At 63.7% G+C, this 23,462-nt stretch carries 25 protein-coding genes; 12 read left to right on the forward strand and 13 right to left on the reverse strand.

The features are described 5' to 3' along the window. Positions 1 to 2: 2 nt before the first annotated feature. From HZU84_RS16975 to HZU84_RS21020, 4 genes are read right to left on the reverse strand one after another with little or no spacing between them, the layout of a single operon-like run. Complete coding sequence (locus tag HZU84_RS16975) at positions 3 to 617, reverse strand: SCO family protein (RefSeq protein ID WP_149505457.1); 615 nt, start codon at positions 615 to 617, stop codon at positions 3 to 5. Continuing rightward, a complete protein-coding gene (locus HZU84_RS16980) occupies positions 614 to 1,156 on the reverse strand; it encodes a protein-disulfide reductase DsbD N-terminal domain-containing protein (protein WP_149505456.1) in 543 nt (180 codons plus the stop codon). Before HZU84_RS16980 ends, HZU84_RS16975 begins: the two co-directional genes overlap by 4 nt. Next, the gene (lspA, locus tag HZU84_RS16985) at positions 1,153 to 1,611 is read right to left on the reverse strand and encodes a signal peptidase II (protein WP_219340983.1); all 459 of its coding nucleotides are present in this window, start codon (positions 1,609 to 1,611) and stop codon (positions 1,153 to 1,155) included. The genes HZU84_RS16980 and lspA overlap by 4 nt, the downstream gene beginning before the upstream one ends. 60 nt (positions 1,612 to 1,671) lie before the next feature. Further along, the gene (locus tag HZU84_RS21020) at positions 1,672 to 2,292 is read right to left on the reverse strand and encodes a hypothetical protein (protein WP_180693021.1); all 621 of its coding nucleotides are present in this window, start codon (positions 2,290 to 2,292) and stop codon (positions 1,672 to 1,674) included. On the opposite strand from HZU84_RS21020, the gene HZU84_RS16995 reads away from it, so the two are divergent. The 4 genes from HZU84_RS16995 to HZU84_RS17010 all read left to right on the forward strand — a co-directional run bounded on the left by HZU84_RS16995 (position 2,291) and on the right by HZU84_RS17010 (position 9,004). Further along, a complete protein-coding gene (locus HZU84_RS16995) occupies positions 2,291 to 2,698 on the forward strand; it encodes a hypothetical protein (RefSeq protein ID WP_149505454.1) in 408 nt (135 codons plus the stop codon). The genes HZU84_RS21020 and HZU84_RS16995 overlap by 2 nt on opposite strands. A gap of 134 nt (positions 2,699 to 2,832) precedes the next feature. Then, positions 2,833 to 4,164: a TolC family protein gene (locus tag HZU84_RS17000; RefSeq protein ID WP_149505453.1), complete on the forward strand. Its 1,332-nt coding sequence runs from the start codon at positions 2,833 to 2,835 to the stop codon at positions 4,162 to 4,164. A 2-nt stretch (positions 4,165 to 4,166) separates the two neighbouring features. After that, a complete protein-coding gene (locus tag HZU84_RS17005) occupies positions 4,167 to 5,837 on the forward strand; it encodes an efflux RND transporter periplasmic adaptor subunit (protein WP_149505452.1) in 1,671 nt (556 codons plus the stop codon). Next, positions 5,834 to 9,004, forward strand: a complete 3,171-nt coding sequence (locus HZU84_RS17010; protein ID WP_149505451.1) for an efflux RND transporter permease subunit — start codon at positions 5,834 to 5,836, stop codon at positions 9,002 to 9,004. The genes HZU84_RS17005 and HZU84_RS17010 overlap by 4 nt, the downstream gene beginning before the upstream one ends. 5 nt (positions 9,005 to 9,009) lie before the next feature. On the opposite strand, the gene HZU84_RS17015 is transcribed toward HZU84_RS17010, so the two are convergent. The 6 genes from HZU84_RS17015 to HZU84_RS17040 all read right to left on the reverse strand — a co-directional run bounded on the left by HZU84_RS17015 (position 9,010) and on the right by HZU84_RS17040 (position 15,076). Beyond that, positions 9,010 to 11,400 (reverse strand): heavy metal translocating P-type ATPase, encoded by a 2,391-nt coding sequence (locus HZU84_RS17015; protein ID WP_180693022.1) that lies wholly within the window; start codon positions 11,398 to 11,400, stop codon positions 9,010 to 9,012. A 2-nt stretch (positions 11,401 to 11,402) separates the two neighbouring features. Beyond that, positions 11,403 to 13,091 carry a multicopper oxidase family protein gene (locus HZU84_RS17020; protein WP_149505450.1) on the reverse strand — a complete coding sequence of 563 codons (1,689 nt, stop codon included), beginning with the start codon at positions 13,089 to 13,091 and terminating at the stop codon, positions 11,403 to 11,405. Positions 13,092 to 13,106: 15 nt separating this feature from the next. Next, the gene (locus HZU84_RS17025; protein WP_149505449.1) at positions 13,107 to 13,763 is read right to left on the reverse strand and encodes a methyltransferase family protein; all 657 of its coding nucleotides are present in this window, start codon (positions 13,761 to 13,763) and stop codon (positions 13,107 to 13,109) included. Continuing rightward, a complete protein-coding gene (locus HZU84_RS17030) occupies positions 13,760 to 14,041 on the reverse strand; it encodes a DUF2933 domain-containing protein (RefSeq protein WP_149505448.1) in 282 nt (93 codons plus the stop codon). The genes HZU84_RS17025 and HZU84_RS17030 overlap by 4 nt, the downstream gene beginning before the upstream one ends. Before the next feature lie 27 nt (positions 14,042 to 14,068). Then, positions 14,069 to 14,512 (reverse strand): hypothetical protein, encoded by a 444-nt coding sequence (locus HZU84_RS17035; RefSeq protein ID WP_149505447.1) that lies wholly within the window; start codon positions 14,510 to 14,512, stop codon positions 14,069 to 14,071. Positions 14,513 to 14,671: 159 nt separating this feature from the next. Then, positions 14,672 to 15,076, reverse strand: coding sequence for a hypothetical protein (locus HZU84_RS17040; protein WP_149505446.1), 405 nt, complete (start codon positions 15,074 to 15,076; stop codon positions 14,672 to 14,674). 324 nt (positions 15,077 to 15,400) lie between these two features. On the opposite strand from HZU84_RS17040, the gene HZU84_RS17045 reads away from it, so the two are divergent. Together HZU84_RS17045 and HZU84_RS17050 are read left to right on the forward strand one after the other, a co-directional pair. Next, positions 15,401 to 15,685 (forward strand): CopK family periplasmic copper-binding protein, encoded by a 285-nt coding sequence (locus HZU84_RS17045; protein WP_149505445.1) that lies wholly within the window; start codon positions 15,401 to 15,403, stop codon positions 15,683 to 15,685. An 81-nt stretch (positions 15,686 to 15,766) separates the two neighbouring features. Beyond that, positions 15,767 to 16,099: a BON domain-containing protein gene (locus tag HZU84_RS17050; RefSeq protein WP_180693023.1), complete on the forward strand. Its 333-nt coding sequence runs from the start codon at positions 15,767 to 15,769 to the stop codon at positions 16,097 to 16,099. 18 nt (positions 16,100 to 16,117) lie between these two features. Here HZU84_RS17050 and HZU84_RS17055 read toward each other — a convergent pair whose 3' ends face one another. Continuing rightward, the gene (locus HZU84_RS17055) at positions 16,118 to 17,512 is read right to left on the reverse strand and encodes a heavy metal sensor histidine kinase (RefSeq protein ID WP_180693024.1); all 1,395 of its coding nucleotides are present in this window, start codon (positions 17,510 to 17,512) and stop codon (positions 16,118 to 16,120) included. Then, entirely contained in the window at positions 17,513 to 18,196 is a 684-nt protein-coding gene (locus HZU84_RS17060) for a heavy metal response regulator transcription factor (protein ID WP_180693025.1), read from the reverse strand. Between the two features lie 157 nt (positions 18,197 to 18,353). Between HZU84_RS17060 and HZU84_RS17065 the strand changes: the two genes are divergently transcribed. From HZU84_RS17065 to HZU84_RS17090, 6 genes are read left to right on the forward strand one after another with little or no spacing between them, the layout of a single operon-like run. After that, positions 18,354 to 18,680 carry a hypothetical protein gene (locus HZU84_RS17065; RefSeq protein WP_246607837.1) on the forward strand — a complete coding sequence of 109 codons (327 nt, stop codon included), beginning with the start codon at positions 18,354 to 18,356 and terminating at the stop codon, positions 18,678 to 18,680. Further along, on the forward strand, positions 18,677 to 20,110 hold the full coding sequence (locus tag HZU84_RS17070) for a TolC family protein (RefSeq protein ID WP_246607835.1): 1,434 nt from the start codon (positions 18,677 to 18,679) through the stop codon (positions 20,108 to 20,110). The genes HZU84_RS17065 and HZU84_RS17070 overlap by 4 nt, the downstream gene beginning before the upstream one ends. Before the next feature lie 16 nt (positions 20,111 to 20,126). Next, a complete protein-coding gene (locus tag HZU84_RS17075; RefSeq protein ID WP_180693026.1) occupies positions 20,127 to 21,539 on the forward strand; it encodes a multicopper oxidase domain-containing protein in 1,413 nt (470 codons plus the stop codon). A 32-nt stretch (positions 21,540 to 21,571) separates the two neighbouring features. Next, entirely contained in the window at positions 21,572 to 22,060 is a 489-nt protein-coding gene (locus tag HZU84_RS17080) for a cupredoxin domain-containing protein (protein WP_180693027.1), read from the forward strand. Between the two features lie 26 nt (positions 22,061 to 22,086). After that, positions 22,087 to 22,575, forward strand: coding sequence for a DUF411 domain-containing protein (locus HZU84_RS17085; protein ID WP_180693028.1), 489 nt, complete (start codon positions 22,087 to 22,089; stop codon positions 22,573 to 22,575). A 7-nt stretch (positions 22,576 to 22,582) separates the two neighbouring features. After that, complete coding sequence (locus tag HZU84_RS17090) at positions 22,583 to 22,924, forward strand: copper-binding protein (RefSeq protein WP_180693029.1); 342 nt, start codon at positions 22,583 to 22,585, stop codon at positions 22,922 to 22,924. Positions 22,925 to 22,951: 27 nt separating this feature from the next. On the opposite strand, the gene HZU84_RS17095 is transcribed toward HZU84_RS17090, so the two are convergent. Beyond that, positions 22,952 to 23,462, reverse strand: a 511-nt coding sequence (locus tag HZU84_RS17095; RefSeq protein WP_180693030.1) for a tyrosine-type recombinase/integrase, incomplete at its 5' end; no start/stop codon positions are given.

Here is a 23,462-nt window from a genome sequence, read left to right on the forward strand (position 1 = left end):
CGCTATGCAAGAAGGGCTTTGATGTCCCCAGAGAAGTCAGCGGCTGATTGCTCATGCTTCATCGCGAGGCGCAATAGCCCATGTGTATCGAATATATAGGTCAGCGTGGTGTGATCCATCGTGTAGGATTTTCCTGTCACCACTTTTTGATAAAATACCTTGAATTCCTTCGCCATCTCGGCGGTCGCTGCAGTACTGCCGCGCAAGGCAATAATTCGCTTGTCGAATGCACCAACATAGCTGCGCAGAAGAATTTCTGTATCTCGCTCGGGATCAATTGTGACGAAAATGGGTTGCAGTTTTCTGGCATCGTCTCCTAACAATCGAATGACCTCAGTGGCTCGCCCAAGTGCCGTTGGACAGACGTCCGGGCACTGTGTAAACCCGAAAAACAGCATGACAATGCTGCCTTTGAACTCAGACAGGGTTCGAACCTTCCCATCTATGTCTGTCATGCTGAAGGATCGACCGAATATTGCCCCGGTTAAATCCAGTCCTTTGAATGAATACGGGACACGCTTCTCGCAGCCCACTAGAATCATGGCTGACCATGCGGTCATGGTCAGCCATGTGCGGCGGTTCAAAGCAGGTGATACATCCATGGGGTGGGTTGTCATGGCTGTTTTTTCTCCGGCAACTTGCCAGACGCCATGCCATTGACTGGGTTCAGCTTTATCTCGGAAGTTTGGGGCGGATAACAAACCCCCAACGTCTCGAAACAGCCTTGATAACGCGCAACCAGAGTAATTGGAGAGGAGTTTTTCTCGTTGCCTGCTATTAGCCCATGAACTTCAAAGGATTTTGGGTACACCTGTGTGGGACCGAAACTCTTATCCTGCTTGGTGATTGCTGCCGGATAGTCCGCGCGCAACAATCGCACTCCTGGCGAGCCTTTTATTTCTAGGCTCACCTTGTCCTTGTATAGATAGTAATCAGGTTTCAATGTAAACAGCACATTGATCTTGCCGGGATCTATCAAGCGCGCTGAAACTTGAAATGCCTGTTCAGGAGGAAGTGGCTCGACAGTCTTCTTGCCGAACAAGGCATTCACTGATCCTGGCTCTGCCGCGCTGAGATCTTGAGAATGAATGCCGCAGACCACGAACAGCATTGCGCCCCAGATTGCGTGATGTCCAGTAGGTGAAGTTATGGTCATGGCGTGCTTTCAGGATTTGTGTTGGTGGCACCGAAACTGGTTATCAGCAGCAAAAATGCCCCTGACACGACATAAATGTCTGCAATATTGAACGCAGGCCAATGCAAATCTCCCCAGTGAACATCAAGATAATCAATTACAGCCCCTATGCGCAGTCGGTCCAGTACATTCCCGAGTGCTCCGCTCATCAGCAAAACATAGGCGACACTTTCAGATGTACTGAGCACGCCTGTCCATAACAGACGAGTCAGAATTACGCTGACAATAATTCCGAAAATACTGAGGAAATATTTCTGCCAACCACCGGCATCGGCCAGAAATGAAAATGCGGCACCAGGATTCAGAACATGCACCAGATTGAACCATTCGCTTAATTGCTCAACTGTGCCGATGGGCATGACCAATGTCACGCCAACTTTTATTGCTTGATCTATTAAAATTAGCGCAGTCGCCAAATAGAATATCGGTTGTCTGTGTAGACTGGAATTGAAAGCGTGACTTTTGGGCATTGTTTGTCAGTTCATTATTTTGAATCTGGACAGGTATCCCAATAAAGATGCAATGCCGAAGATGATCAAAAACGCTGCCGTCTTTCTGTTTCGGCGACGGAGTTGATTTTTACGCTGCTGTTCTGTTGATGCGTTGTCCATGAACGATGATGGAGGTAAAAATTTCATTTCAAACCCTGTAGCAGGTGTAGGGTCAAATTTATGTGGAATGCCCCTCAATCGTTTCAGGTTTTGACGGGGCACTGAGCTGAGTCCCATGACCATGAGCACGAACACGACGTGCTGGAACATGAGCATGCCCACCGACACGATGACGGACACCACGAGCACCTGCATGAACCCATGCCTGCAGGGGTACACAGCCACGCACACAGGCATGCCCCTGTCCGACATCAGCACGCCCATGTGCCGGATATGCACCATCTGCATCGGCACTGACATCACAGGGGATGCCTCCATGAGCACCGGCCAAAGCCGGGTCTTACACAGGAGCCCATGAGGCTCATGCATAATGGCTGTCACCCATGCTTGTACCTCTGCGCCTCGCCAATGTTCTTGCCAAGACCCTGCGTATTGGTGAACTGTTGGCTGTGTGTTGGTCAAGGGCCACCATGAGGCCTGCAGCATGACGCGATCCTTCCTGCGGATGATCTGCCGGATGCTGATCGGTGTCGTGCTGTTCGCGCAGCTCGCGGTGGCGGCATATGCCTGCCCGGGGCTGTCAGCGGCCGGTGCCCGGTCAATGGACCCTGGCACAGCGGCGACGGTGCAGGCCGGGATGGATTGCGACGACATGGCCGGTTCGATGGATCCGTCGTCCGCCAACCTCTGCGCCGAACATTGCCGCCAGGGGCAGCAAAGTGACCAGGCCGCCACGTTGGCGCTGCCGGCCATCCTGCTCACCTCCCTGTACACCCTCCCCCTGGCCCCTGAGCCACCTTCTCCTACCCCGCGCCAGATGGCCGAAGGGGCCAGTGCCCTGGCAGCGGCTTCTCCGCCGCACGCCATCCTGCACTGCTGCTTCCGAACTTGACCGTCCAGACCCTCTGACGCCGACGACCCTGCAGGTCGAATCGGCGCAGCGGTCGTGCTCGTCTGTGCCCGAACGCCTGTCCGCCGTTCGCACCGAGCCGACACGAAGCCCCCGTTTCGTTGTCTGGAGAATCCATGTTCCATCCTCCATGGCCCCACGGCGCTCGCCGGGTGCCTGTCCGTTGCCGCCTAACCGCGCTGCTTATTCTGGGCGCCGCGTGGGCTCCCCTCGCTAGCCACGCCCAGCCTGCCCTGACCCTCGACCAGGCCCTGCAACTCGCACAGGACCGCTCGCGCCAGCTTCCGGCACAGGAAGCCGCCGCCACCGCCGCCCGCGAGATGGCCGTGGCCGCCGGCCAGCGCCCCGACCCGACGCTCAAGGTCGGCCTCGGCAACCTGCCCCTCGACGGCCCGGATCGGCTCAGCCTGACCCGCGACTCCATGACCATGCGCTCGGTCGGTCTGATGCAGGAGATCACACGCGGCGACAAGCTTGCGGCCCGGTCGGCGCGCTTCGACCGGGAGGCTGATGCCGCAGACGCAGCGCGTGTCGTGGCACTCGCCCACCTGCGCCGCGACACCGCGATGGCCTGGCTGGACCGCCACTTCCAGGAGCGCCTGCGCGAACTCCTGCAGAGCCAGCGCGTCGAGGCCGGCCTGCAGATCGAGGCCGCCGACGCCGCCTACCGGGGCGGACGGGGCGCGCAGGCCGACGTGTTCGCCGCCCGGTCGGCGGCGGCGCTGATCGATGACCGCCTGCGCCTGGCCGCGCAGCAGGTCGAGGCCGCCACGGTCCGGCTCGCCCGCTGGGTCGGCCCGGATGCGCAGCAGCCGCTCGGCGAACGCCCGCCACTGACCGCAGTTCCCGCAGCGGTGCATGACCTGGACACCCACCCGGACCAGCACCCCGAGATCGCGCTGCTGATGCGGCAGCAGGCCATCGCGCAGGCCGACGCCGACCTCGCGCAGCGCAGCCGGCGGCCGGACTGGAACGTGGAGCTGATGCTCGGCCAGCGCGGGCCGGCCTACTCGACCATGGTCTCCGTCGGGGTGTCGATCCCACTGCAGATCGACCTCAGAAACCGCCAGGACCGCGAACTCTCCGCCCGACTCGCGCTGGTCGAGCAGGCCCGCGCCCAGCGCGAGGACGCCACGCGGGAGCACCTGACCGAAACTCGCCTCCGGTTCCTGGCATGGCAAGGCAACCAGGCACGGCTGGCCCACTACGACCGCACGCTGCTGCCGCTGGCCGCCGAGCGCACGCAGGCCACGCTGACCGCCTACCGGGGCGGCAGCGGCTCGCTCGATGCAGTGCTCGACGCGCGGCGCCTGGAGATCGACACCCGCATAGACCGACTCCGACTCGACATGGAGACGGCCGGCCTGTGGGCACAACTCCACTACCTGACCCCGGCCGACCCTGCCGAGCGCCGCGCCGCTGCCATCCCCACCACCACGGACCAATGACCATGAAGCTCAAGCGCAACTCCCTCCTGGTTGGCCTGATGGCGACCAGCATTCTCGGCGCCGCCGGCTACGGTCTGTACACCACCGGCCTGCAGCGCGGCATGGGCATGGCCGCTGCGTCGGCGCCGGCCGCGTCGCCCATGCCCGCCACGCAAGCCGTTCCGCAGACCATCGCGCAAGGCGAAGACGCCACCCGCCGACACGTCACGGCCGGTCTCAAGGCCGGTGATGTCGATCCGGTCACCGGCCGCAAAATCCTGTACTACCACGACCCGATGATGCCGGGGAACCGGTTTGACAAGCCCGCCAAGTCACCCTTCATGGACATGATGCTGGTGCCCGTCTATGCGGACGGCGGTGGCGACGGCGGGGCCAGCGAAGGCAGCACCGTCACGGTCAGCCCCCGCCTGCAACAGAACCTGGGCGTGCGCACGGCGCCGGTCACCGAGGGCATGCTGTCGCCGCCCGTCACCGCCGTTGGCAGCATCGCCTTCAACGAACGCGACCAGGCCACCGTGCAGGCCCGCGCCACCGGCTACGTCGAGCGCCTGCATGTGCGGGCCACGCTCGACCGGGTGGCCAAGGGGCAGGCACTGGCCGAGCTGTACGTACCGGACTGGGTTGCCGCGCAGGAGGAGTTCCTGTCAGTGCGCCGCATGCAGGGCACCGACCTCGCCCCACTGGTGGAGGCGGCCCGTCAGCGGATGCGCCAGATCGGGATGAACGAAACCCAGATCGCCTCGGTGGAACGCAGTGGACAGACGCAGGCCCGCACGATCCTCGTGGCGCCGATCGGCGGCGTGGTCACCGAGCTGGCGGTGCGCGAAGGCATGACGGTGATGGCCGGCACCACGCTGTTGCGCCTGAACGGCCTCGGCACGGTGTGGGCCGACGCCGAGGTGCCGGAGAGCCAGGCGGCCCTCCTTCGTCCGGGCGCCGGGGTCCGGGCGAAGAGTCCGGCCGTGCCGGGGGCGACGCTCGACGGGCGAGTACAGGCGCTCCTGCCCGAGGTCAACCCGACGACACGCACGCGCAAGGCGCGGATCGAACTCGCCAATCCCGGCGGACGGCTGGTGCCGGGCATGTCGGTGCAGATGCAGTTCGCGGACCTGCAGGCGGACAAGGCCCTGCTGGTGCCCACCGAGGCGGTCATCCAGACCGGCCGGCGAACGGTGGTGATCGTGGCGGATGGCGACGGTCGCAGCGGGCACTTCCGGCCGGTCGAGGTCGAGATCGGCACCGAGAGCGGCGGACAGACCGAGGTCAGACGTGGCCTGCAGGTCGGCCAGCGGGTTGTGGTGTCTTCGCAGTTCCTGATCGACTCCGAGGCCAGCCTGAAGGGGGTCGAGGCGCGGCTGAACGCGGCCGAGTCCAAGCCGCAGGCGGCCGACACCACACCGCGCCATGAAGGCGATGCCACGGTGGAGAGCCTCAGCCGCGATGCGCTCACGCTGTCCCATGGCCCGATCCCGTCGCTCAAATGGGGTCCGATGACCATGGACTTCAAGCCGCCGCCACAGGGCCTGCCCAGCGGGCTGAAGGCCGGGGACAAGGTGCGCTTCGAGTTCTATATGGGTGCCGACAACCTGCCGCAGCTCACGGCCGTGACCATGCAGGCTTCCGCCTTCAAGGCCAAGCCGGTGACGGGTGCCAAGACCGGGAGCCAGCCATGATTGCCAGACTGATCCGCTGGTCGATCGCCAACCGCTTCCTGGTGCTGCTGGCCACGCTGATGCTCAGCGCCTGGGGCGTTTATTCCCTGCAGCGCACGCCGCTCGACGCGCTGCCCGACCTGTCGGACGTGCAGGTCATCATCCGCACGTCCTACCCGGGCCAGGCACCGCGCTTGGTCGAGAACCAGGTCACCTACCCGCTGACGACGACGATGCTGTCGGTGCCGGGGGCCAGGACGGTGCGGGGGTATTCGTTCTTCGGCGACTCGTTTGTCCACGTCCTGTTCGAGGATGGCACCGACCTGTACTGGGCGCGTTCGCGGGTGCTGGAGTACCTCAACCAGGTACAGTCGCGCCTGCCGCCCGGCGCGAAGGCGTCGCTCGGGCCGGATGCGACCGGCGTGGGCTGGATCTACCAGTACGCGCTCGTCGATCGCCGTGGCACGCAGGACGCGAGCCAGTTGCGCGCCCTGCAGGACTGGTTCCTGAAGTTCGAGCTGAAGACGGTGCCGAACGTGGCCGAGGTCGCCTCGGTCGGCGGCATGGTGCGCCAGTACCAGGTCGTGCTCGACCCGGACAAGCTGGCGGCCCACGGCATCCCGCATACCCGGGTGGTCGAGGCGATCCAGAAGGCCAACCAGGAAGCCGGCGGCTCGGTGCTCGAACTGGGGGAAGCCGAGTACATGGTGCGCGCTTCGGGTTACCTGCAGTCGCTCGACGATTTCCGCCAGGTGCCGCTCGTGACCACGGAGGCCGGTGTCTCGGTGCGGCTCGGGGACGTGGCCCGCGTCCAGATCGGGCCGGAGATGCGGCGCGGCATCGGTGAACTCGATGGCGAGGGCGAAGCCACTGGGGGCGTGGTCGTGATGCGCTCCGGCAAGAACGCACTGGAGACGATCGCGGCGGTGAAGGCGAAACTCAGGACGCTGCAGGCCAGCCTGCCCGCAGGCGTCGAGATCGTGCCGGTCTACGACCGCTCGGGGCTGATCGAACGCGCCGTGGACAACCTCGGGTTCAAGCTGCTCGAAGAGTTCGCCGTCGTCGCGGTGGTGTGCTTTGTCTTCCTGTTCCACCTGCGCTCGGCGTTCGTCGCGATCGTCTCGCTGCCGCTGGGCATCCTGATGGCCTTCATCGTGATGCACCACCAGGGGGTCAACGCCAACATCATGTCGCTGGGTGGCATCGCGATCGCCATCGGCGCGATGGTCGATGCGGCGGTCGTGATGATCGAAAACGCGCACAAGCACCTGGAGCACTGGGCCCATGACCACCCTGGCCAGACACTCGACGGCGAGGCCCGCTGGCGCGTGATCGGCGACTCGGCCGCCGAGGTCGGGCCGGCGCTGTTCTTCTCGCTGCTGATCATCACGCTCAGCTTCATCCCGGTCTTCACGCTGGAGGCGCAGGAGGGGCGGCTGTTCTCGCCGCTGGCGTTCACCAAGACCTACGCGATGGCGGCGGCGGCGGGGCTGTCGGCGACGCTGATCCCGGTGCTGATGGGCTACCTGATCCGGGGCCGCATTCCAGACGAGAAGACCAACCCGCTGAACCGGCTGCTGATCGCCCTCTACCGGCCGCTGCTGGACGCGGTGCTGCGGGCGCCGAAGGTGACACTGGTGGTGGCGGCGGCTGTGCTGGTGCTGAGCCTGTGGCCGTTGCAGCACATCGGCGGCGAGTTCATGCCAAGGCTTGATGAAGGCGACCTGCTCTACATGCCGACGGCGCTGCCGGGGCTGTCTGCGGGCAAGGCGGCCGAGCTGCTGCAGCAAACCGACCGTCTCATCAAGACCGTGCCCGAGGTGGTCCGTGTCTATGGGAAAGCGGGCCGTGCCGAGACCGCCACCGACCCGGCGCCGATGGAGATGTTCGAGACGACGATCCAGTTCAAGCCCAAGGACCAGTGGCGGCCCGGCATGACGCAGGACAAGCTTGTCGAGGAGCTGGACCGCATTGTCCGGGTGCCGGGCCTGGCCAACATCTGGGTGCCGCCGATCCGCAACCGCATCGACATGCTGGCCACGGGCATCAAGAGCCCCGTCGGCGTGAAGGTGGCGGGCGCCGACCTGGCCGTGATCGACCGGCTGACGGGCGAGATCGAGCGGGCGCTGAAGGACGTGCCGGGTGTCAGCAGCGCGCTGGCGGAACGGCTCACGGGCGGGCGTTACGTGGACGTGACGATCCGCCGCGATGCCGCCGCACGCTTCGGCCTGAACATCGCCGACGTGCAGTCGGTCATCACCTCGGCGGTGGGCGGTGACAACATTGGCGAGACGGTCGAGGGGTTGCAGCGGTTCCCGATCAATCTGCGCTATCCGCGTGAAATCCGCGACTCGCTGGCGGCGCTGCGCGTGCTGCCCATCGTCACCGAGCGAGGGGCGCGGCTCGTGCTCTCCGACGTGGCCGACCTGCGCATCACGGACGGCCCGCCGATGCTGCGCAGCGAGAACGCGCGCCTGTCCGGCTGGGTGTACGTGGACATCCGGGGCCGCGACCTGCGCTCGGCGGTGCAGGAGATGCAGCGCGTGGTGGCGGCGAAGGTGGTGCTGCCGGCCGGGTACGCGGTGTCGTGGTCGGGCCAGTTCGAGTTCCTGGAGCGTGCCACCGCGAAGCTGAAGGTGGTCGTGCCGTTCACGCTGCTGATCATCTTCGTGCTGCTCTACCTGACCTTCCAGCGCTTCGACGAGGCGCTGCTCATCATGGCGACGCTGCCCTTCGCGCTGGTCGGCGGTGTCTGGCTGCTCTACCTGCTCGGCCACAACTTGTCAGTCGCCGGGGCGGTGGGCTTCATCGCGCTGGCGGGCGTGTCGGCCGAATTCGGCGTGATCATGCTGCTGTACCTGAAGCAGGCGTGGGACATGCGCCTCGCACAGGGCAAGACCAGCAACGCCGATCTGCTCGATGCCATTCGCGAAGGCGCCGTGCTGCGGGTTCGTCCGAAGGCGATGACGGTGGCGGTGATCCTGGCGGGCCTGTTCCCGATCATGTGGGGCACGGGCACCGGCTCGGAGGTGATGCAGCGCATCGCCGCGCCGATGGTAGGCGGCATGGTCACGGCGCCGCTGCTGTCGATGTTCGTCGTGCCGGCAGCTTACTTGCTGATGCGCCGGTCGCGTGTGCGGTCCGTCAAGGGTGCGGCGGCATCTACAGCAGGAGCTTCGCCCATCTGATCGGATCAACCTTGACGGATGGCCGCACCACGTAGACGCAAGGCATTGCTGATCACCGATGCTGAACTCAGACTCATCGCCAGGGCGGCGATCATGGGCGACAGCAGCCAGCCCGTGAACGGGTACAGCACACCGGCGGCCAGCGGCACGCCGAGGGCGTTGTAGACAAAGGCGAAAGCCAGGTTCTGCTTCATGTTCGCCACTGTCGCCACGGACAGCGTGCGGGCCACTGCGATGCCGCGCAGGTCGCCCTTGACGAGCGTGATCTGGGCGCTGTTCATCGCCACGTCGGTACCGGTGCCCATCGCAATGCCCACGTCGGCGCGTGCCAGCGCCGGTGCGTCGTTGATGCCATCACCGGCCATCGCGACGACACAGCCCTCGGCCTGCAAGCTCTCCACGAGCTTGAGCTTGTCCGCTGGCCGGACCTCGCCATGCACCTCGTCGATGCCCAGCCGCTGGCCGATGGCGCGTGCCGTGGCAAGGCCATCCCCTGTGGCCATTATGATGCGCAGGCCGTTGTTGCGCAAAGCAGCCAGCGCATCCGGGGTGGTTGCCTTGATGGGGTCGGACACGGCCAGCAGCCCGGCGAGCTGCCCGTTCACCGCCAGGTACATCACGCTCGATCCTTGCAACCGCCAGGCTTGCGCCTGCTCCACCAACCCGGCGACCTCGACTCCGAGTTGCTGCATCAGGATCGTATTGCCCAGCGCAAGCCCCTTGCCCGCCACGCTGCCGCGTACACCGATGCCGGAGTTCGAATCGAACTGCTCCGGTTTGTCGAGGCGTAGTCCACGGTCGTGTGCCGCCGCCACGATCGCAGCCGCCAGCGGATGTTCGCTGCCTTGGTCCAGACTGGCCGCCAGCCGCAGGACTTCGTCCTCGGTGAAGCCGGTGGTGCCTACCGCACACTCGAAGGTTGGACGCCCCTCGGTGAGCGTGCCCGTCTTGTCCACGATCAGCGTGTTCACCTTGCGCAGGTTCTCGATCGCCGCGGCATCCCGAAACAGCACGCCGCTGGTGGCGCCGCGCCCGGTGGCCACCATGATCGACATCGGCGTGGCCAGGCCCAGCGCGCAGGGGCAGGCGATGATCAGTACCGCCACCGCATTGATCAGGCCATAGGCCCAGCTCGACGCCTGGAGCGTTGGGCCGAAGAGTCCCCAGCCGAAGAAGGTCAGCAGCGCAACGCTGACCACGGCCATGACAAAGTAACCGGCCACCGTGTCGGCCATGCGCTGCATCGGCGCCCGCGAGCGCTGTGCCATGGCGACCATCTGCACGATCTGCGCGAGCACGGTAGAAGATCCCACATGCTCCGAGCGCATGACCAACGCGCCGCTGGTGTTCATCGTCGCGCCGATGAGCTTGTCGCCGACACGCTTGGTGACCGGCAGCGGCTCGCCCGTCAACATCGATTCGTCCAGGGCGCTGCTGCCTTCGACGACGATGCCATCGACGGGCACCTTCTCACCAGGGCGTACCCGCAGCAGGTCGCCGACATGGACATTGGACAACGGAATATCCGACTCACTGCCATCGGTCGCGATCCGCCGCGCAGTCTTCGGGGCAAGGCCGAGCAGCGACCTGATCGCCGCCGAGGTCTGCGAGCGCGCCTTCAACTCCAGGATCTGGCCGAGCAGCGTCAGCGAGATGATCACCGCCGCCGCCTCGAAGTACACCGCCACCCGGCCCATGGAGACGAAGGACGCCGGAAAGACCTGCGGCGCGATGGTGGCAACCAGGCTGTAGACAAAAGCCGCGCCGGTCCCGAGCCCGATCAGGGTCCACATGTTCGGGCTGCGGTTGACGATCGACTGCGCCCCGCGCACGAAGAAGGGCGCGCCGGCCCAGAGGACGGTCGGCAGCGTGAGAGCCAACTCGATCCAGCTCTGGCGTGCCATGTCGAACCAGCCCAGACGATGGCCGAACATGGCCAGCACGGCGACGACCACCGTCAGCGGCAATGTCCACCAGAAGCGACGCTGGAAATCCATCAGCTCAGGATTCCCGGTTTCCTCCAGTTCCGGCAGCACCGGCTCCAGCGTCATGCCGCACTTGGGGCAATTGCCGGGTCGGTTCTGGCGGATCTCCGGGTGCATCGGGCAGGTGTAGACCGCGCCCGCCAGGACTTCCGGCGCGAGTGCTGCAGTGATGGGTGCCGCCGCAAGTGAAGCGTGCGGTGCCACGGCGCCGGTCTGGACGAACTTCGCCGGCTCCGCCGTGAACTTCGCCAGACACTTGGCGCCGCAGAAGTAGTACGGCCTCCCGGCGTGTTCCAGATGGTGCGGCGACTGCGCTGTTACCGTCATGCCGCAGACCGGATCCTTCAGCACCTCCGCGGTGGCGGGCATCTTCGGATCGAGATGGCCATGGCTGGCGTGGTCGTGGTCCATGGTCAGCCTTTCACGGCATACCGGATCATCATGCCGGCCTCTTCGTGCTCCAGGTTGTGGCAATGGAACACGTAGTCCTGGTCGCCCGCGAACGGATGTGAGAAGTCGAGCGCGATGCGCACCGATTCACCGGGCCAGACATGCACTGTGTCGAGCATCCCCCGGTCCTGCGCCAGCAGGCCCTTGGCACCCGCCAGGGCATGCACCTGGGCCGGGCTGCCGAGCCGTTCGAGCACCCTGAACTTGAACCCGTGCAGATGCATCGGGTGCGGCATGCTGCGGCGCGCGTTCTCGATCAGCCAGGTTTCGGCGGTGCCACGCCTGACCGTGACCGGCACCACTTTCGGATCGAAGGTCCAGCCGTTGATCGTCCAGTGGCCCTTGACGTCGAGCGCGAGCTTCATGCGGCGCGGCGCACCCTTGGGCGCCACGGCGGCAGGCAAGGCAGACAGCACGGCCGGGATCTTGCGGCTGTAGGCCGGTGACGCTTTGACATCGATGCGCAGCAAGGCGTGCGCGTCACCGTCCATCGCCATGTTGGCCTTCGATGCCGCCGGCATGGCCATTTTGCTGTGGTCCATGCCGGCCATGTCTGCCATGCCTTCCATCGCGCCAGCGTCGTGACCACCATGGCTGCCGGCACCTTCAGCATGCATCGGATCGAAGGCCAGCGAGGCGAGCGTGACTGCCTGGCCTTCGCTGACCTCGCGCAGATCGACGAGCACATCAAGCCGCTGTCCTGGTGAAATGAAACTCTCGTCGATGCGCTGTGGGGCGGCCAGCAGACCACCGTCGGTGCCGGCGAGAAAGAAGCCCAGCCGGCGCCCGCCCTGAAGGAAGGCGAGCCGGTAGGTGCGTGCATTCGAGCCGTTCAGGATGCGAAAGCGCACGATGCGGCGCCCGGCCTGAATGAACGGCCGCTCAGTCAGGTTGACGAGCAGGCGCTCGCCGACCCAGCCGGCTGCCAGATCAGTGGCGGTCGGGACGTACTGCAGCCGGCCTTGTGCGTCGAACTGGCGGTCCTGCAGCACGAGCGGGATCTCGGTCTCGCCCAGTGCCAGATCCAGCTCACGCCGCAGTGCCGTTTCCTCGTCGTCATCAATGAACAGCAGGCTGGCCAGACCGTGGTACGCCTGCTTGGCAATGAAGCCATGGGCGTGCGGGTGGTACCAGTACATCGAGGCGCGATCGCGCAGTTGAAATGCGTAGTCCAGCGACTTGCCCGGCTCGACCACGGTCATGCCGTTGCCGTCGTTGCGTGCGTCGAGGCTCAGGCCGTGCCAGTGGATCACGGTGGGTTCGTCGAGGTCGTTGACCAGGCGCACGCGCATCTCGTCCCCACGGCGCGCCAGCAGCGCCGGGTTCAGGAACTGCTTGCCACCCGATTCGACGGCGTAGGCCAGGTACGGCGTGCGCTGGCCCGGCAACACCTCGATCTCCGTGCGGACCACGTGAACCTCGCGGAACTCGGACGCGGGCAGGACGCCATAGAGGCCACTCGTTCCTGGCAGGCGTAGCGGATTGCCAAAACCGGCGGCCGCTTTCTCCAGTGCCGACACGGCAGCCGCTGATTCTGCAGAGGCTGCCTGGGTGGTTTTGCGGACGGCAGAAAAGGCCATGCCGGGTGCAGCGCCTGCTGCGCCCAGCGCGCTCAGGCTGCCGATGAACTGTCTGCGAGAAAGGTCAAACATGCAATGTTCTCCTGATCAAATCGACACCGACCGGGAGGTCAGGCGGGGAATGAAGCGCGGCGTCTGCGCTGCGTAGTGCTCGAAAGCCGCGCCGAATCGGGTCTGCATCTCACGCTCCTCGGTCACGGCCAGCCGCCCGTACATCACCAGCAAGACCGGAAACATCAGCAAGGTCAGCAGCGTGGGCCACTGCAGCAGGAACCCCAGCAACACCAGCACGAAGGCGACGTACTGTGGATGCCGGATGCGCGCGTAGGGTCCTTGGGTTGCCAGTGCCTGTCGGCGCTGTGCGTGGTAAAGCACGTTCCAGGCATTCGACAGCAGCCAGAAGCCACTGCCGATGAAGGCAAAACTGAGCAGATGGAACACACCGAAATGCGGATCACCGCCCAGCCCGCTGTCGCCCAGCAGCGTGGACCAGAGGTGGCCTGCGTTGTGCGACAGGAGGTCGAGGCCCGGATAACGTGTCTGCAACCAGCCGGACAACAGATAGATCGTCAGCGGAAAGCCGTACATCTCGGCGAACAGCGCGACGATGAAGGCGGCGAAGGCGCCAAAGGTGCGCCAATCGCGTGTCGTCTGGGGCTTGAAGAAACTGAATGCGAACATCAGGAAGACACCCGAATTCAGGACAACCAGACTCCACAGGCCATAAGCCGAACTGCCATTCATCGCGAATCTCCCGACGGATCTGATGTGGATCGACCAGCCGCTGGAGCGCGGTCGGCTGAAGGGCCGTGTCCATGACGGCCGTGGTGGTGCCTGCCATGCATGAACACATGCATCAGCGGACAGGCCAGCAGCACCAGCCAGGGCAAGGCACCGAACAGATGGGCTCGGTGCTCGGTCAACAGGAACCAGCCGGCCACGGCCGCCAGTGCCAGCCACCCCAGGCCGAGGCGCGAGCGCCAGAACGGTGGCGGGGTATCGCGAAGGTCGAGATCATTCATGTTCGGCTCCTTCCGGACAACGGTGGCTTACTTGCTGTCTGCTTCAGCGGCTGGCATGCGCTGCATCATCATTTCCATCATGGTCTGCATCATGGCCATGCGGTCTTCCATGCTCTGCCGGTGCTTGGCCATGTCGGCTGGCATGGCGCCTTTGCCGGTTCCTGCCATGCCGCCCATGCCAGCCATGCCGGACATGTCCTTCATCGACTGCATGCCCTCCTGCATGGCCTTCATGTGATCGGCCATGAGGGCCTGGCGCTCTGCCGGGGTCTTCGCGCTGGCCATCTTGTCGCGCATCTCGCGCATGGCCTTCACGCGGTCGCCTGCAGCCGGCTTAGGCGCGGAGGCGGCCGCCGCCGGGTGATGCGCGGCATGTTCGTCCGCCTTTGGGGGCGTGGCAGCCGCTGCGCCCAGAGAGGCGGCAAGGATGGAAGCGACAGACACAAACGCAAGTTTTTGCACGACGGACATGGTGATCTCCTGATCAAGGGTGACGCTCGTGAATGAGCAAGGAAAACGGGGGAGGGGGTGGAAAGGCCAAGCTGCGGCGGGGGCCAACAGAAGGCAGAAGACGCGCAAGCGACCAGTCACGGGAGTGCATCCCGCAGACTGGCCGCTTGGCTGGAGGAACTACAGAGTCAGACGCAGGAAACGGATGACCAGCGGTGGCCCATGGGGCATGGGGCGGTCAAAAAACTGCCGGATTCCAATGGCAATGACCGGAACGACTGGCTGCCATGCGGACAACACCAGGAGCAGCGGCACGCCAAGATCCGGTGCAACCCCCTGGGTCTTCGACAATGCCGAAGACTCATCCGCACAGAACTTCAGGCAACTGGTCTTGGCATTGGCGTCGTTGTGGCCGTGCTGGGCGACGGAGCTGTCACCTACTGCGACGACTCCATGCCCGTCGGAAACCCGTGGTGTGAGCACACAGGCGTTCAACACACCAACGGAAAGCGCAAACAGCCACGCCACCAGCGTCACCCAGACAAGGCGGCGCAAGCGGTGGCGAGGGAGGAGCGTTGTGTACATGGGGAAGCGGTTTGGACAGTCTCAGTCTATGCGCCGGGGCAATGGTCAATTTGTTCTAGATCAACTCGACCGCTGTGCAGTTCGAAGACTGAAAACTCTCGCACCATCTAGTGCTCTTTCACGCCTGACGCGGGGTGCTCGCACGTCTCTGCGGGAGGCTTGTATGTCGCTCAAAGGGTGTTTCAAGACGTGCCATCTAGTATTCGGACCTGACAAAAATGTCACCGTAATCACAGTCTCCTGTCAGGAGACTTGCTTCAGAATAACCCCTGTGTTGTTAAGCAACGTGTTTTTCAAGCAGTGTTTCTTGCTAAAGGAGTTGTCATGAATATTCGAATTGTTGTCGCTTTTGCTGCCGTTGTCCTGAGTGCAGTGGCTGTTCCATCGTTTGCATCTGACGCTGCTACAGCAGCAGCCGGAAAATTGATGCCGATGCGGGATGGCGGGACGATTTATGTATTCAAGGATGGGAAAATGGCAGTCGGAGACAAGTACGGCCGTGCAGTTTCCGTGGAAATCGGCAAGATGATTGAAACGGCCGATGGCAGCAAAATAACCATGAGCAGCAATGAAGTGGCTCGCTTGGATGTATTGCTGATCAAGCACTGATACCTGTATTGATTCAGTGTTCCCTGGCTAGGGTTCGATCTTTCTCTAGCTATTTCGTTACCTTGCTCAATGGAGTCAATGATGAACATCACGACCGGAAAATTCATGGCAGCAGCCATCATGGCAATTTCAGTGGGGGCGTCTTCAGTCTATGCCAAGACACATGTTCAACCCAGTGCGGCCGACTTGGCGTTGGCACAAAAAGTGGAGTCGCAACTGAAAGACAGTGGCGTCCTGGAGAAGGGCCTGACCGAGGTTCGCGTCGAAGCCCAGAACGGCGACATTGTCCTGTCGGGCTGGCTGCAGCATGCGGATGACGACCGCAAAGTCATCGCCACAGCCAAGAATATCGAGGGTGTTGGTTCCGTGAAGGCGAATTTCAGAACCTGGTCGTCACGGCGCCATCCTTCCTGACTCAGCCACTTGCCATCCTCAGGTCCGTGATGGCACCTGTCTTGGGAAGAGCATGCGGAACACCGTGAGCCCGTTCTGGGACTGGGCATCGACTGCTCCCCCGTGGGCCTGCACGATGGCGCGGGTGATGGGCAAGCCCAGGCCGGCGCCCTCGGATTCCGGGTGGGTCCGTGACGGATCGGCTCGGTAGAACCGATCAAAGAGACGCGGAAGTACGGCTGGATCGATGCGGTCACCCGAGTTTTCTACCGACACGAGCGTGCCCTCGACGGTCTCACCGACTTTGACCACCACCGTGCTTCGATGATGGGCGTGACGCAGGGCATTGGACAGCAGATTGCTGAGTGCCCTGCGGAACATCAGGCGATCTCCCAAGATGGCACCTTCGCCGTGCAAGCTCAGCGTGATGCCCTTTTCTTCCGCTACGGCTTCGTAAAATTCCAGCAAAGCCTGTGCATCCCGGGCAGCCGAAAACGGCTCCTTGTGAGGCAGGTCCACACCCCGTTCGGTCTTGGCCAGGAAAAGCATGTCCGAGACCATGCGGGCGAGACGCTGGAACTCCTCTGCGTTGGACTCCAGGATATCGCGATAGGTTTCGGCATCACGCTTGGCGGACAAGGCCACCTGTGTCTGCGTCAGGAGGTTGCTGATGGGGGTGCGGAGTTCATGTGCCAGATCGGAAGAGAACTCTGACAGTCGCCGGAAATCTTCCTGCAGGCGATCCAGCATCTGGTTGAGTTCCCGGGCAAGGTCGGCCATTTCGATGGGAACAGCGTCGATGGGCATGCGCTGGCTGAGTTGCTGGCCCGTGACCACAGAAGCGCGGGCTTTCATTGCCCGCAAAGGCGTCAAACCTTGGTAGGCGGCAAACCAGCCCAGCAGGCCACTGACGCCGACGGCCAGTACCGCATAAAACACAAGGGTGTGTCGCAACTGGGTCATGAAATGCGTGTGGTGGATCGTGTCGATGGCGACCAGAACATCGAGTCTTTCGGACGAGGAATCGGCCAGATTGGCCTGGAATCGCAGGCTGCGGAATTCACGGTCTTTGTCACGCCAGTCTTGAATGACTGGTTGAATACCAGCAGGGTTCACCTCTGACAACGACTCAGGCGGCTGAAATCCATTGGATCTGAAAATGGTGCCTCCTCGCCTGGATTCGACGAGGGCATACAGGCCATGGTGGTTGCCCAATGCCTCACCCAATCGCCACCGGGCATCGTCGATGGAGTTGGCGGTGGTCAGGATCTCCTCGATCAGGTGCTGCTTGTCCTGAAGGGAGGATCGGTCCAGATCCACGAAATGCCGCTCCGTCAGGACCATGAACAACACCCCCAGGCCCAGCACGATGGCTGCCGCCGCCATCGTGAAGAAGAGGGTCAGTCGGCTCGTAAGCGAGAACGATCGAAACACTCAGGGGGTCTCCGGTATTTCCAGCACGTAGCCCATGCCGCGCACGGTCTGGATCAGCTTGCGATCCTGCCCCTCATCGATCTTGAGGCGCAGGCGGCGCATCGCCACCTCAATGACGTTGGTGTCGCTGTCGAAGTTCATGTCCCAGACCTGTGACGCGATCAGAGAGCGGGGGAGCACCTCGCCTTGTCGCCGCATGAGCAACTCCAGCAGGCCGAATTCCTTGGCCGTCAGGTCGATGCGCCGGCCATTGCGCGAGACGCGGCGGCGCAGCAGGTCCAGCTCCAGATCCGCCACGCGCAATGTGGTGGGTTCAGTGCCGCTGCGCCCCCTGCGCAGAATGGTGCGCACCCGGGCCAGCAGTTCCGCAAAGGAGAAGGGTTTGACCAGGTAGTCGTCCGCGCCCAACTCCAGTCCTTTGACCCGGTCCTCGACTTGATCGCGGGCGGTCAGGAACAGCACGGGCATGTGCAACCCATGCTTGCGCAGGGACTGCAGCACTTGCCAGCCGTCCATCCGGGGCAGCATCACGTCCAGGATCACCAGATCGTGCTCGCCCTGCAGCGCCAGGTGCAGTCCGTCCAGCCCGTCCTGCGCCAGGTCCATCACGAACCCGGCCTCTCGCAGTCCTTGGCGCAGATACTCGCCGGTCTTGGGTTCGTCCTCGACGATCAGGATCTTCACGCACTCGCTCCGCTGTGTGGCATGGCGTGCAGTGTGCAGAGTTTCAGGGCGACTGACCTGCAGATGACAGGAATGTCATCTTGCCGACAGCGTCCTGACGGCCACGGGTTTTCAGAATCCCCCTCCAACAAGTGTCGAGATTAGCCCCGAGGAGCCCATGCCCAACGCAAACCATCCTGTTGCTGTCAAAGACCTGCTGCCATGGGCGTTGGTCTTGCTGGCAGGCACGGCCGCAGCGCAGTCGCCTGCCGTACCTATCAAACCGGCCATGCCGACCAGGCTGCAGTACACCTCCACGCTGAGTGGTTACCAAGGCTATGCGGATGAACCCGTCCAGCCCTGGCGCGACGCCAACGACCGGGTGGGACGCATCGGGGGCTGGAAGGTATATGCCAAGGAAAAAGCCTCGGGTGTAGCGCCCGCCGCAGAGGCACCGGCCACGCCGATGCCCCACGGTGCCCACCACGGGGGTGGCAAGCCATGAAGCCTGCCCTGAACGTTGCTCGTGGTCGGCTGATGTTGTCCACCGTCGCCCTGGCCGCACTGTCCGGCTGTGCCAGCGTCAGCCTGGAACAGCAGATGGCGAAGGTCAATGACGAGACCGCGTCCTTCACCGACGGACGGCTGGCCCTGGCCCGCACCGACCGCGAGCGCGCCCAGCGCGCGCAGGCCGCAGCCGACTTGTTGAAAACCCCTCTATCACAGCGCGAGGCCGTGCATCTGGCGTTGGTCAACAGCCCGTCCTTGCAAGTCCTGCTGGCGCGGGGATGGGCTGAATCGGCGGATGCCGCGCAAGTGGGGCGCATCGCCAACCCGGTGTTCAGTTTCGAGCGCATGGTCGCTGGTAGCGAGCTGGAGCTGGGACGCGCCTTGTCTTTCGGTTTGCTGGATCTCCTGACCTTGCCCAGCCGACAAGGCATCGCCCGTCGCCAGATCGACCAGTCGCAACTGCGGCTTGCCAGCGAGGTGGTGGACCAGATCACGCAGGTGCGCCAAGCCTGGGTTCGCGCCGTCACGGCACAGCAGACGTTCGCCTATGCCCAGCAGGTCTTGGCCAGCGCCGAAGCCAGCGCGGACCTCGCCCGTCGCCTCCAGTCTGTCGGCACCTTCAACCGACTCAACCGGGCGCGTGAACAAGCCTTCTATGCCGACGCCGCCACCCGACTCGCCACGGCGGGTCATCAGGCCACGGCCAGCCGGGAAGAGCTGGTGCGCCTGCTGGGGCTCGATGAAACACAGGCACAGGCCCTCCGGCTGCCCGAGCGCCTGCCCGATCTGCCCAAGCAGGCAATGGAACCCGATGCCGTGGGGGCGCTCGCCACCCGTGGTCGCCTGGACATTCGCCTGGCGCAGGCGGAGCTTCAGACCTCCGCTCAGGCGCAGGGGCTGAACACCTTCACCAGCTTCACGGACATCGAATTGACCGCAAGGCGCAACACTCGGTTCGACAACGAATCGGGAACCAAGTCCACGGCACGTGGATTCGAAATCGCCGTGCGTCTGCCGATCTTCGACTGGGGCGGGCTGCAACGTGACGCCATGAACGCACGCACGCTGGCGGCCACCAACCAACTGGAAGCAACGCTCAGGACGGCGGCTTCCAGTCTGCGCGAGAGCTACTCGGCCTATCGCACCGCCTATGACATCGCTCGCCATCACCGCGACGAGGTCGTGCCGCTGCGCAAGGTCATCTCTGAAGAGAACCTGCTTCGCTACAACGGGATGCTCATCGGGGTGTTCGAGTTGCTGGCCGATTCACGGGACCAGGTCAGCACCGTGATGGCGGCCATCGATGCGGAACAGCAGTTCTGGTTGGCCGACGCGGCGCTGCAAGCCTCGCTGATCGGTCGCCCCACCAACACCACCCTGTCCGTGAACGCCAGCGCGCCCAGTGGGGGCGGTGCTGGTCACTGAGGGAAAGACCCGTTCCATGACATCCAGACGAGATTTCTTCAGATACGCCGGTGTGACCGGCGGGGCCGTGGCCGTCAGTGCTGTAAGCCGTGTGGCGATGGCGGCACTGCCCGAGCCGGTGATCCAGACCCGCCCCGACACCATGCCGCCGCTGGTGCCCGACAGCGGCATGCCCTACAACCCGGTGGTCACGCTCAATGGCTGGACGCTGCCCTGGCGCATGAACCAGGGCGTCAAGGAATTCCACCTGGTGGCCGAACCGGTGGTGCGCGAGATGGCACCCGGCTTCAAGGCCCACCTGTGGGGCTACAACGGCCAGAGTCCGGGGCCGACCATCGAGGTGGTCGAGGGCGACCGGGTACGGATCTTCGTCACCAACAAGCTGCCGGAGCACACCAGCGTCCATTGGCACGGCCAGCGCCTGCCCAGCGGCATGGACGGTGTGTCTGGTCTGACGCAGCCGTCCATCCAGCCCGGCAAGACCTTCGTCTACGAATTCGTGGCACGCCGCCCCGGCACCTTCATGTACCACCCGCATGCCGACGAGATGACGCAGATGGCCATGGGCATGATGGGTTTCTGGGTGACCCACCCGAAGGCCCGGCACCCGCTGATCGACGAGGTGCAACGGGACTTCTGCTTCCTGCTCAACGCCTACGACATCGACCCGGGCAGCTACACGCCCAAGACGATGACGATGACGGACTTCAACCTCTGGTCCTGGAACAGCCGCATCTTCCCGGGCATCGACACGCTGAATGTGCGCCTGAACGACAAGGTGCGCATCCGCATCGGCAACCTGACCATGACGAACCACCCCATCCACGTCCATGGTCACGAATTCACCGTGACAGGAACCGATGGCGGGCCGACACCCAAGGCATCGCGGTGGCCGGAGGTGACGGCCGACATCGCCGTCGGTCAGATGCGCCAGATCGATTTTCTGGCGGATGAGGAAGGGGACTGGGCGTTCCACTGCCACAAGAGCCACCACACGATGAACGCCATGGGCCACAACGTGCCGACGCTGATCGGTGTGGACCACAGCGGGGTGGCCAAGAAAATCAACAAGCTGATCCCCGAGTACATGGTGATGGGCGAGCGGGGCATGGCCGACATGACCGAGATGGAGATGCCCATCCCCGACAACACCGCGCCGATGATGACCGGGGAAGGGCCGTTCGGCTCGGTGGAGATGGGCGGCATGTTCAGTGTCCTCAAGGTGCGCCGTGACCAGAAGCCGGGTGATTACAAGGATCCGGGCTGGTTCAAGCACCCCGAGGGCACCGTGGCCCACGAATACACCGGTCCGCTGGCTGAGCCGGCGCGCTTCAAGGCCGAAGGGGGGCAGTCCATGCCCCGCGTCCAGTCGCCGGCCAAGGTCACTGAAGTTCAAGTTCGCAAACCCACGTCGCACAGCGGCCACTGAGTTTCTTTCACCCCACCCCTGGAGATTCCTTGATGCTTTCCAAGCTTTCGCGCATGCAACCACTCATCACCGTCGCCGCACTGGCTCTGTCGAGCACGGCCTTTGCCGGCGGCACGCATGGGGGTGGCCATGATGCGGCAGAAACCGCCATCGGCAAGCCCGGCGTGGCCGCCAAGGCGGCCCGCACGGTGACCATCGAGATGAGCGACACCATGCGCTACACGCCGTCGGACATTCAGGTCAAGCAAGGCGAAACCGTCCGCTTCATCGTGAAGAACAGCGGCAAGGTCAAGCATGAGCTGAGCCTCGGCACCGAAAAGGAACTGCTGGAGCATCTGGAGCAGATGAAGAAGTTTCCTGACATGGAGCACGACGAGCCGAGCAAGGTTTCGCTGGCCCCCGGCAAGCAAGGTGAAATCGTCTGGCAGTTCACCAAGGCTGGCGCGGTCAACTTCGCCTGCTTGATGCCTGGGCACTACGAAGCCGGCATGAAGGGCGCGGTCAAGGTCGCCAAGAAGTAACCCGTCATCCAGCAGGACTCCTGTCCATGCACCCGGCCGTACTTTCATTGAATCCGCAGCGGCGCATCCTGCTATTGAGAGCACTCGCGTTGAGTGCGACTCCGCTGGCCTTGGCCAAAAAGCCGAACGCCACTGCCGTCACCATTCAAGTCTGGAAAGACCCGAGTTGTGGCTGCTGCAAGGACTGGATCACGCACCTCGAAAAGAATGGCTTTGCCGCGACGGCCATCGATCAAGGCAACAGCACGGCCCGGGTTCGGCTTGGGATGCCCCAGAAATATGGCTCCTGCCACACCGCGCTGGTTCAGGGCTATGTGATCGAAGGGCATGTCCCGGCGGAGGACATCCGGCGCCTGCTCAAGGAGCGGCCAGACGCCCTGGGTCTGGCAGTGCCGAGCATGCCCCTTGGATCACCCGGAATGGATGGGCCCGCTTATGGAGGTCGGCGTCATCCCTATCAGGTGCTGCTGGTCCAGAAGGACGGCTCGGCCCAGGTTTTCAACTCTTACTCGTGAAGAAACCATGAACACGTTCAAACAGATTTTCGCCATCTCCGCTCTTGCCTTGGGGGTTGCCGTACCCATGAGCAGCTTCGCTCAGACAGCGATGGAGCCAGGCAAGATGGACATGTCGCAGCAGGCAGCCATGACAGATGGGGAGGTGAAGAAGATTGACATGGAAGCTGGAAAGATCACCCTCAAGCATGGCGACATCAAGCACATGGACATGCCCGGCATGACCATGGTGTTCACCGCCAGGGACAAGCGCTTGCTGGTCAACGTGAAGCCTGGGGACAAGGTCAAGTTCATGGTTGTCAACGAAGGCGGCAAGATGGTGGTTACAGACATCCAGCCAGCCCGATGAGCATGCAGAATCGTGTAGTCCTGCGAGTCAATAGCGCACCTTGAAGGTCGGCGAGTCCTCGGGCCGCGACTGGCGCCGGTCATAGATGCGGGTGGTGGAGATGTTGGCGTGGCCGAGCCACTCCTGGACCTTGGCGATGTCGGCCTGGTGGTCGAGGGCGTTGGTGGCGGCGGTGGCCCTGAGGGCGTGGGCGCCGACCTCGAAGCCGAGGGCGGCGGTGTGGCCCCGCACGATCTTATAGACCGCATCGGGGGTGAGGCCCGGGGCTTGGTCGCGCCGGCCGCGCAGTGCCCGGAACAGTGCCCCCGACGCATCCGCCCCATGCCCTGCCCCTTCCAGGTACTCGGCGATCAGCATGCCGGCGGCCGGGTGCAGCGGCACATAGCGGGTCTTGCCCCCTTTGCCCTGCACACGCAGGTGCATCACGCCGCGGCGCATCTGCTGGGCATCCTTCACCGACAGACGGCATAACTCCTCGCGACGCAGCCCGTGGTAGAGCAGCGTCGCGAGGAGGGCTTTGTCTCGTTGGTCCTTCAGG

It is taken from the genome of Sphaerotilus sulfidivorans (assembly GCF_013426975.1).
GTDB lineage: Bacteria > Pseudomonadota > Gammaproteobacteria > Burkholderiales > Burkholderiaceae_C > Sphaerotilus > Sphaerotilus sulfidivorans.

Bases quoted from the DNA above. Each gene is read 5' to 3' on its own strand.
- HZU84_RS17065 (WP_246607837.1), top strand. From the start codon at position 18,354: ATGCCCAACGCAAACCATCCTGTTGCTGTCAAAGACCTGCTGCCATGG.
- HZU84_RS17015 (WP_180693022.1), bottom strand. From the start codon at position 11,400: ATGGACCACGACCACGCCAGCCATGGCCATCTCGATCCGAAGATGCCC.
- HZU84_RS17070 (WP_246607835.1), top strand. From the start codon at position 18,677: ATGAAGCCTGCCCTGAACGTTGCTCGTGGTCGGCTGATGTTGTCCACC.
- HZU84_RS17085 (WP_180693028.1), top strand. From the start codon at position 22,087: ATGCACCCGGCCGTACTTTCATTGAATCCGCAGCGGCGCATCCTGCTA.
- HZU84_RS17000 (WP_149505453.1), top strand. From the start codon at position 2,833: ATGTTCCATCCTCCATGGCCCCACGGCGCTCGCCGGGTGCCTGTCCGT.
- HZU84_RS17030 (WP_149505448.1), bottom strand. From the start codon at position 14,041: ATGAATGATCTCGACCTTCGCGATACCCCGCCACCGTTCTGGCGCTCG.
- HZU84_RS16995 (WP_149505454.1), top strand. From the start codon at position 2,291: ATGACGCGATCCTTCCTGCGGATGATCTGCCGGATGCTGATCGGTGTC.
- HZU84_RS21020 (WP_180693021.1), bottom strand. From the start codon at position 2,292: ATGCTGCAGGCCTCATGGTGGCCCTTGACCAACACACAGCCAACAGTT.
- HZU84_RS17020 (WP_149505450.1), bottom strand. From the start codon at position 13,091: ATGTTTGACCTTTCTCGCAGACAGTTCATCGGCAGCCTGAGCGCGCTG.
- HZU84_RS16975 (WP_149505457.1), bottom strand. From the start codon at position 617: ATGACAACCCACCCCATGGATGTATCACCTGCTTTGAACCGCCGCACA.
- HZU84_RS16980 (WP_149505456.1), bottom strand. From the start codon at position 1,156: ATGACCATAACTTCACCTACTGGACATCACGCAATCTGGGGCGCAATG.
- HZU84_RS17010 (WP_149505451.1), top strand. From the start codon at position 5,834: ATGATTGCCAGACTGATCCGCTGGTCGATCGCCAACCGCTTCCTGGTG.
- HZU84_RS17080 (WP_180693027.1), top strand. From the start codon at position 21,572: ATGCTTTCCAAGCTTTCGCGCATGCAACCACTCATCACCGTCGCCGCA.
- HZU84_RS17045 (WP_149505445.1), top strand. From the start codon at position 15,401: ATGAATATTCGAATTGTTGTCGCTTTTGCTGCCGTTGTCCTGAGTGCA.
- HZU84_RS17090 (WP_180693029.1), top strand. From the start codon at position 22,583: ATGAACACGTTCAAACAGATTTTCGCCATCTCCGCTCTTGCCTTGGGG.
- HZU84_RS17035 (WP_149505447.1), bottom strand. From the start codon at position 14,512: ATGTCCGTCGTGCAAAAACTTGCGTTTGTGTCTGTCGCTTCCATCCTT.
- HZU84_RS17025 (WP_149505449.1), bottom strand. From the start codon at position 13,763: ATGAATGGCAGTTCGGCTTATGGCCTGTGGAGTCTGGTTGTCCTGAAT.
- HZU84_RS17040 (WP_149505446.1), bottom strand. From the start codon at position 15,076: ATGTACACAACGCTCCTCCCTCGCCACCGCTTGCGCCGCCTTGTCTGG.
- HZU84_RS17005 (WP_149505452.1), top strand. From the start codon at position 4,167: ATGAAGCTCAAGCGCAACTCCCTCCTGGTTGGCCTGATGGCGACCAGC.
- HZU84_RS17050 (WP_180693023.1), top strand. From the start codon at position 15,767: ATGAACATCACGACCGGAAAATTCATGGCAGCAGCCATCATGGCAATT.
- HZU84_RS17075 (WP_180693026.1), top strand. From the start codon at position 20,127: ATGACATCCAGACGAGATTTCTTCAGATACGCCGGTGTGACCGGCGGG.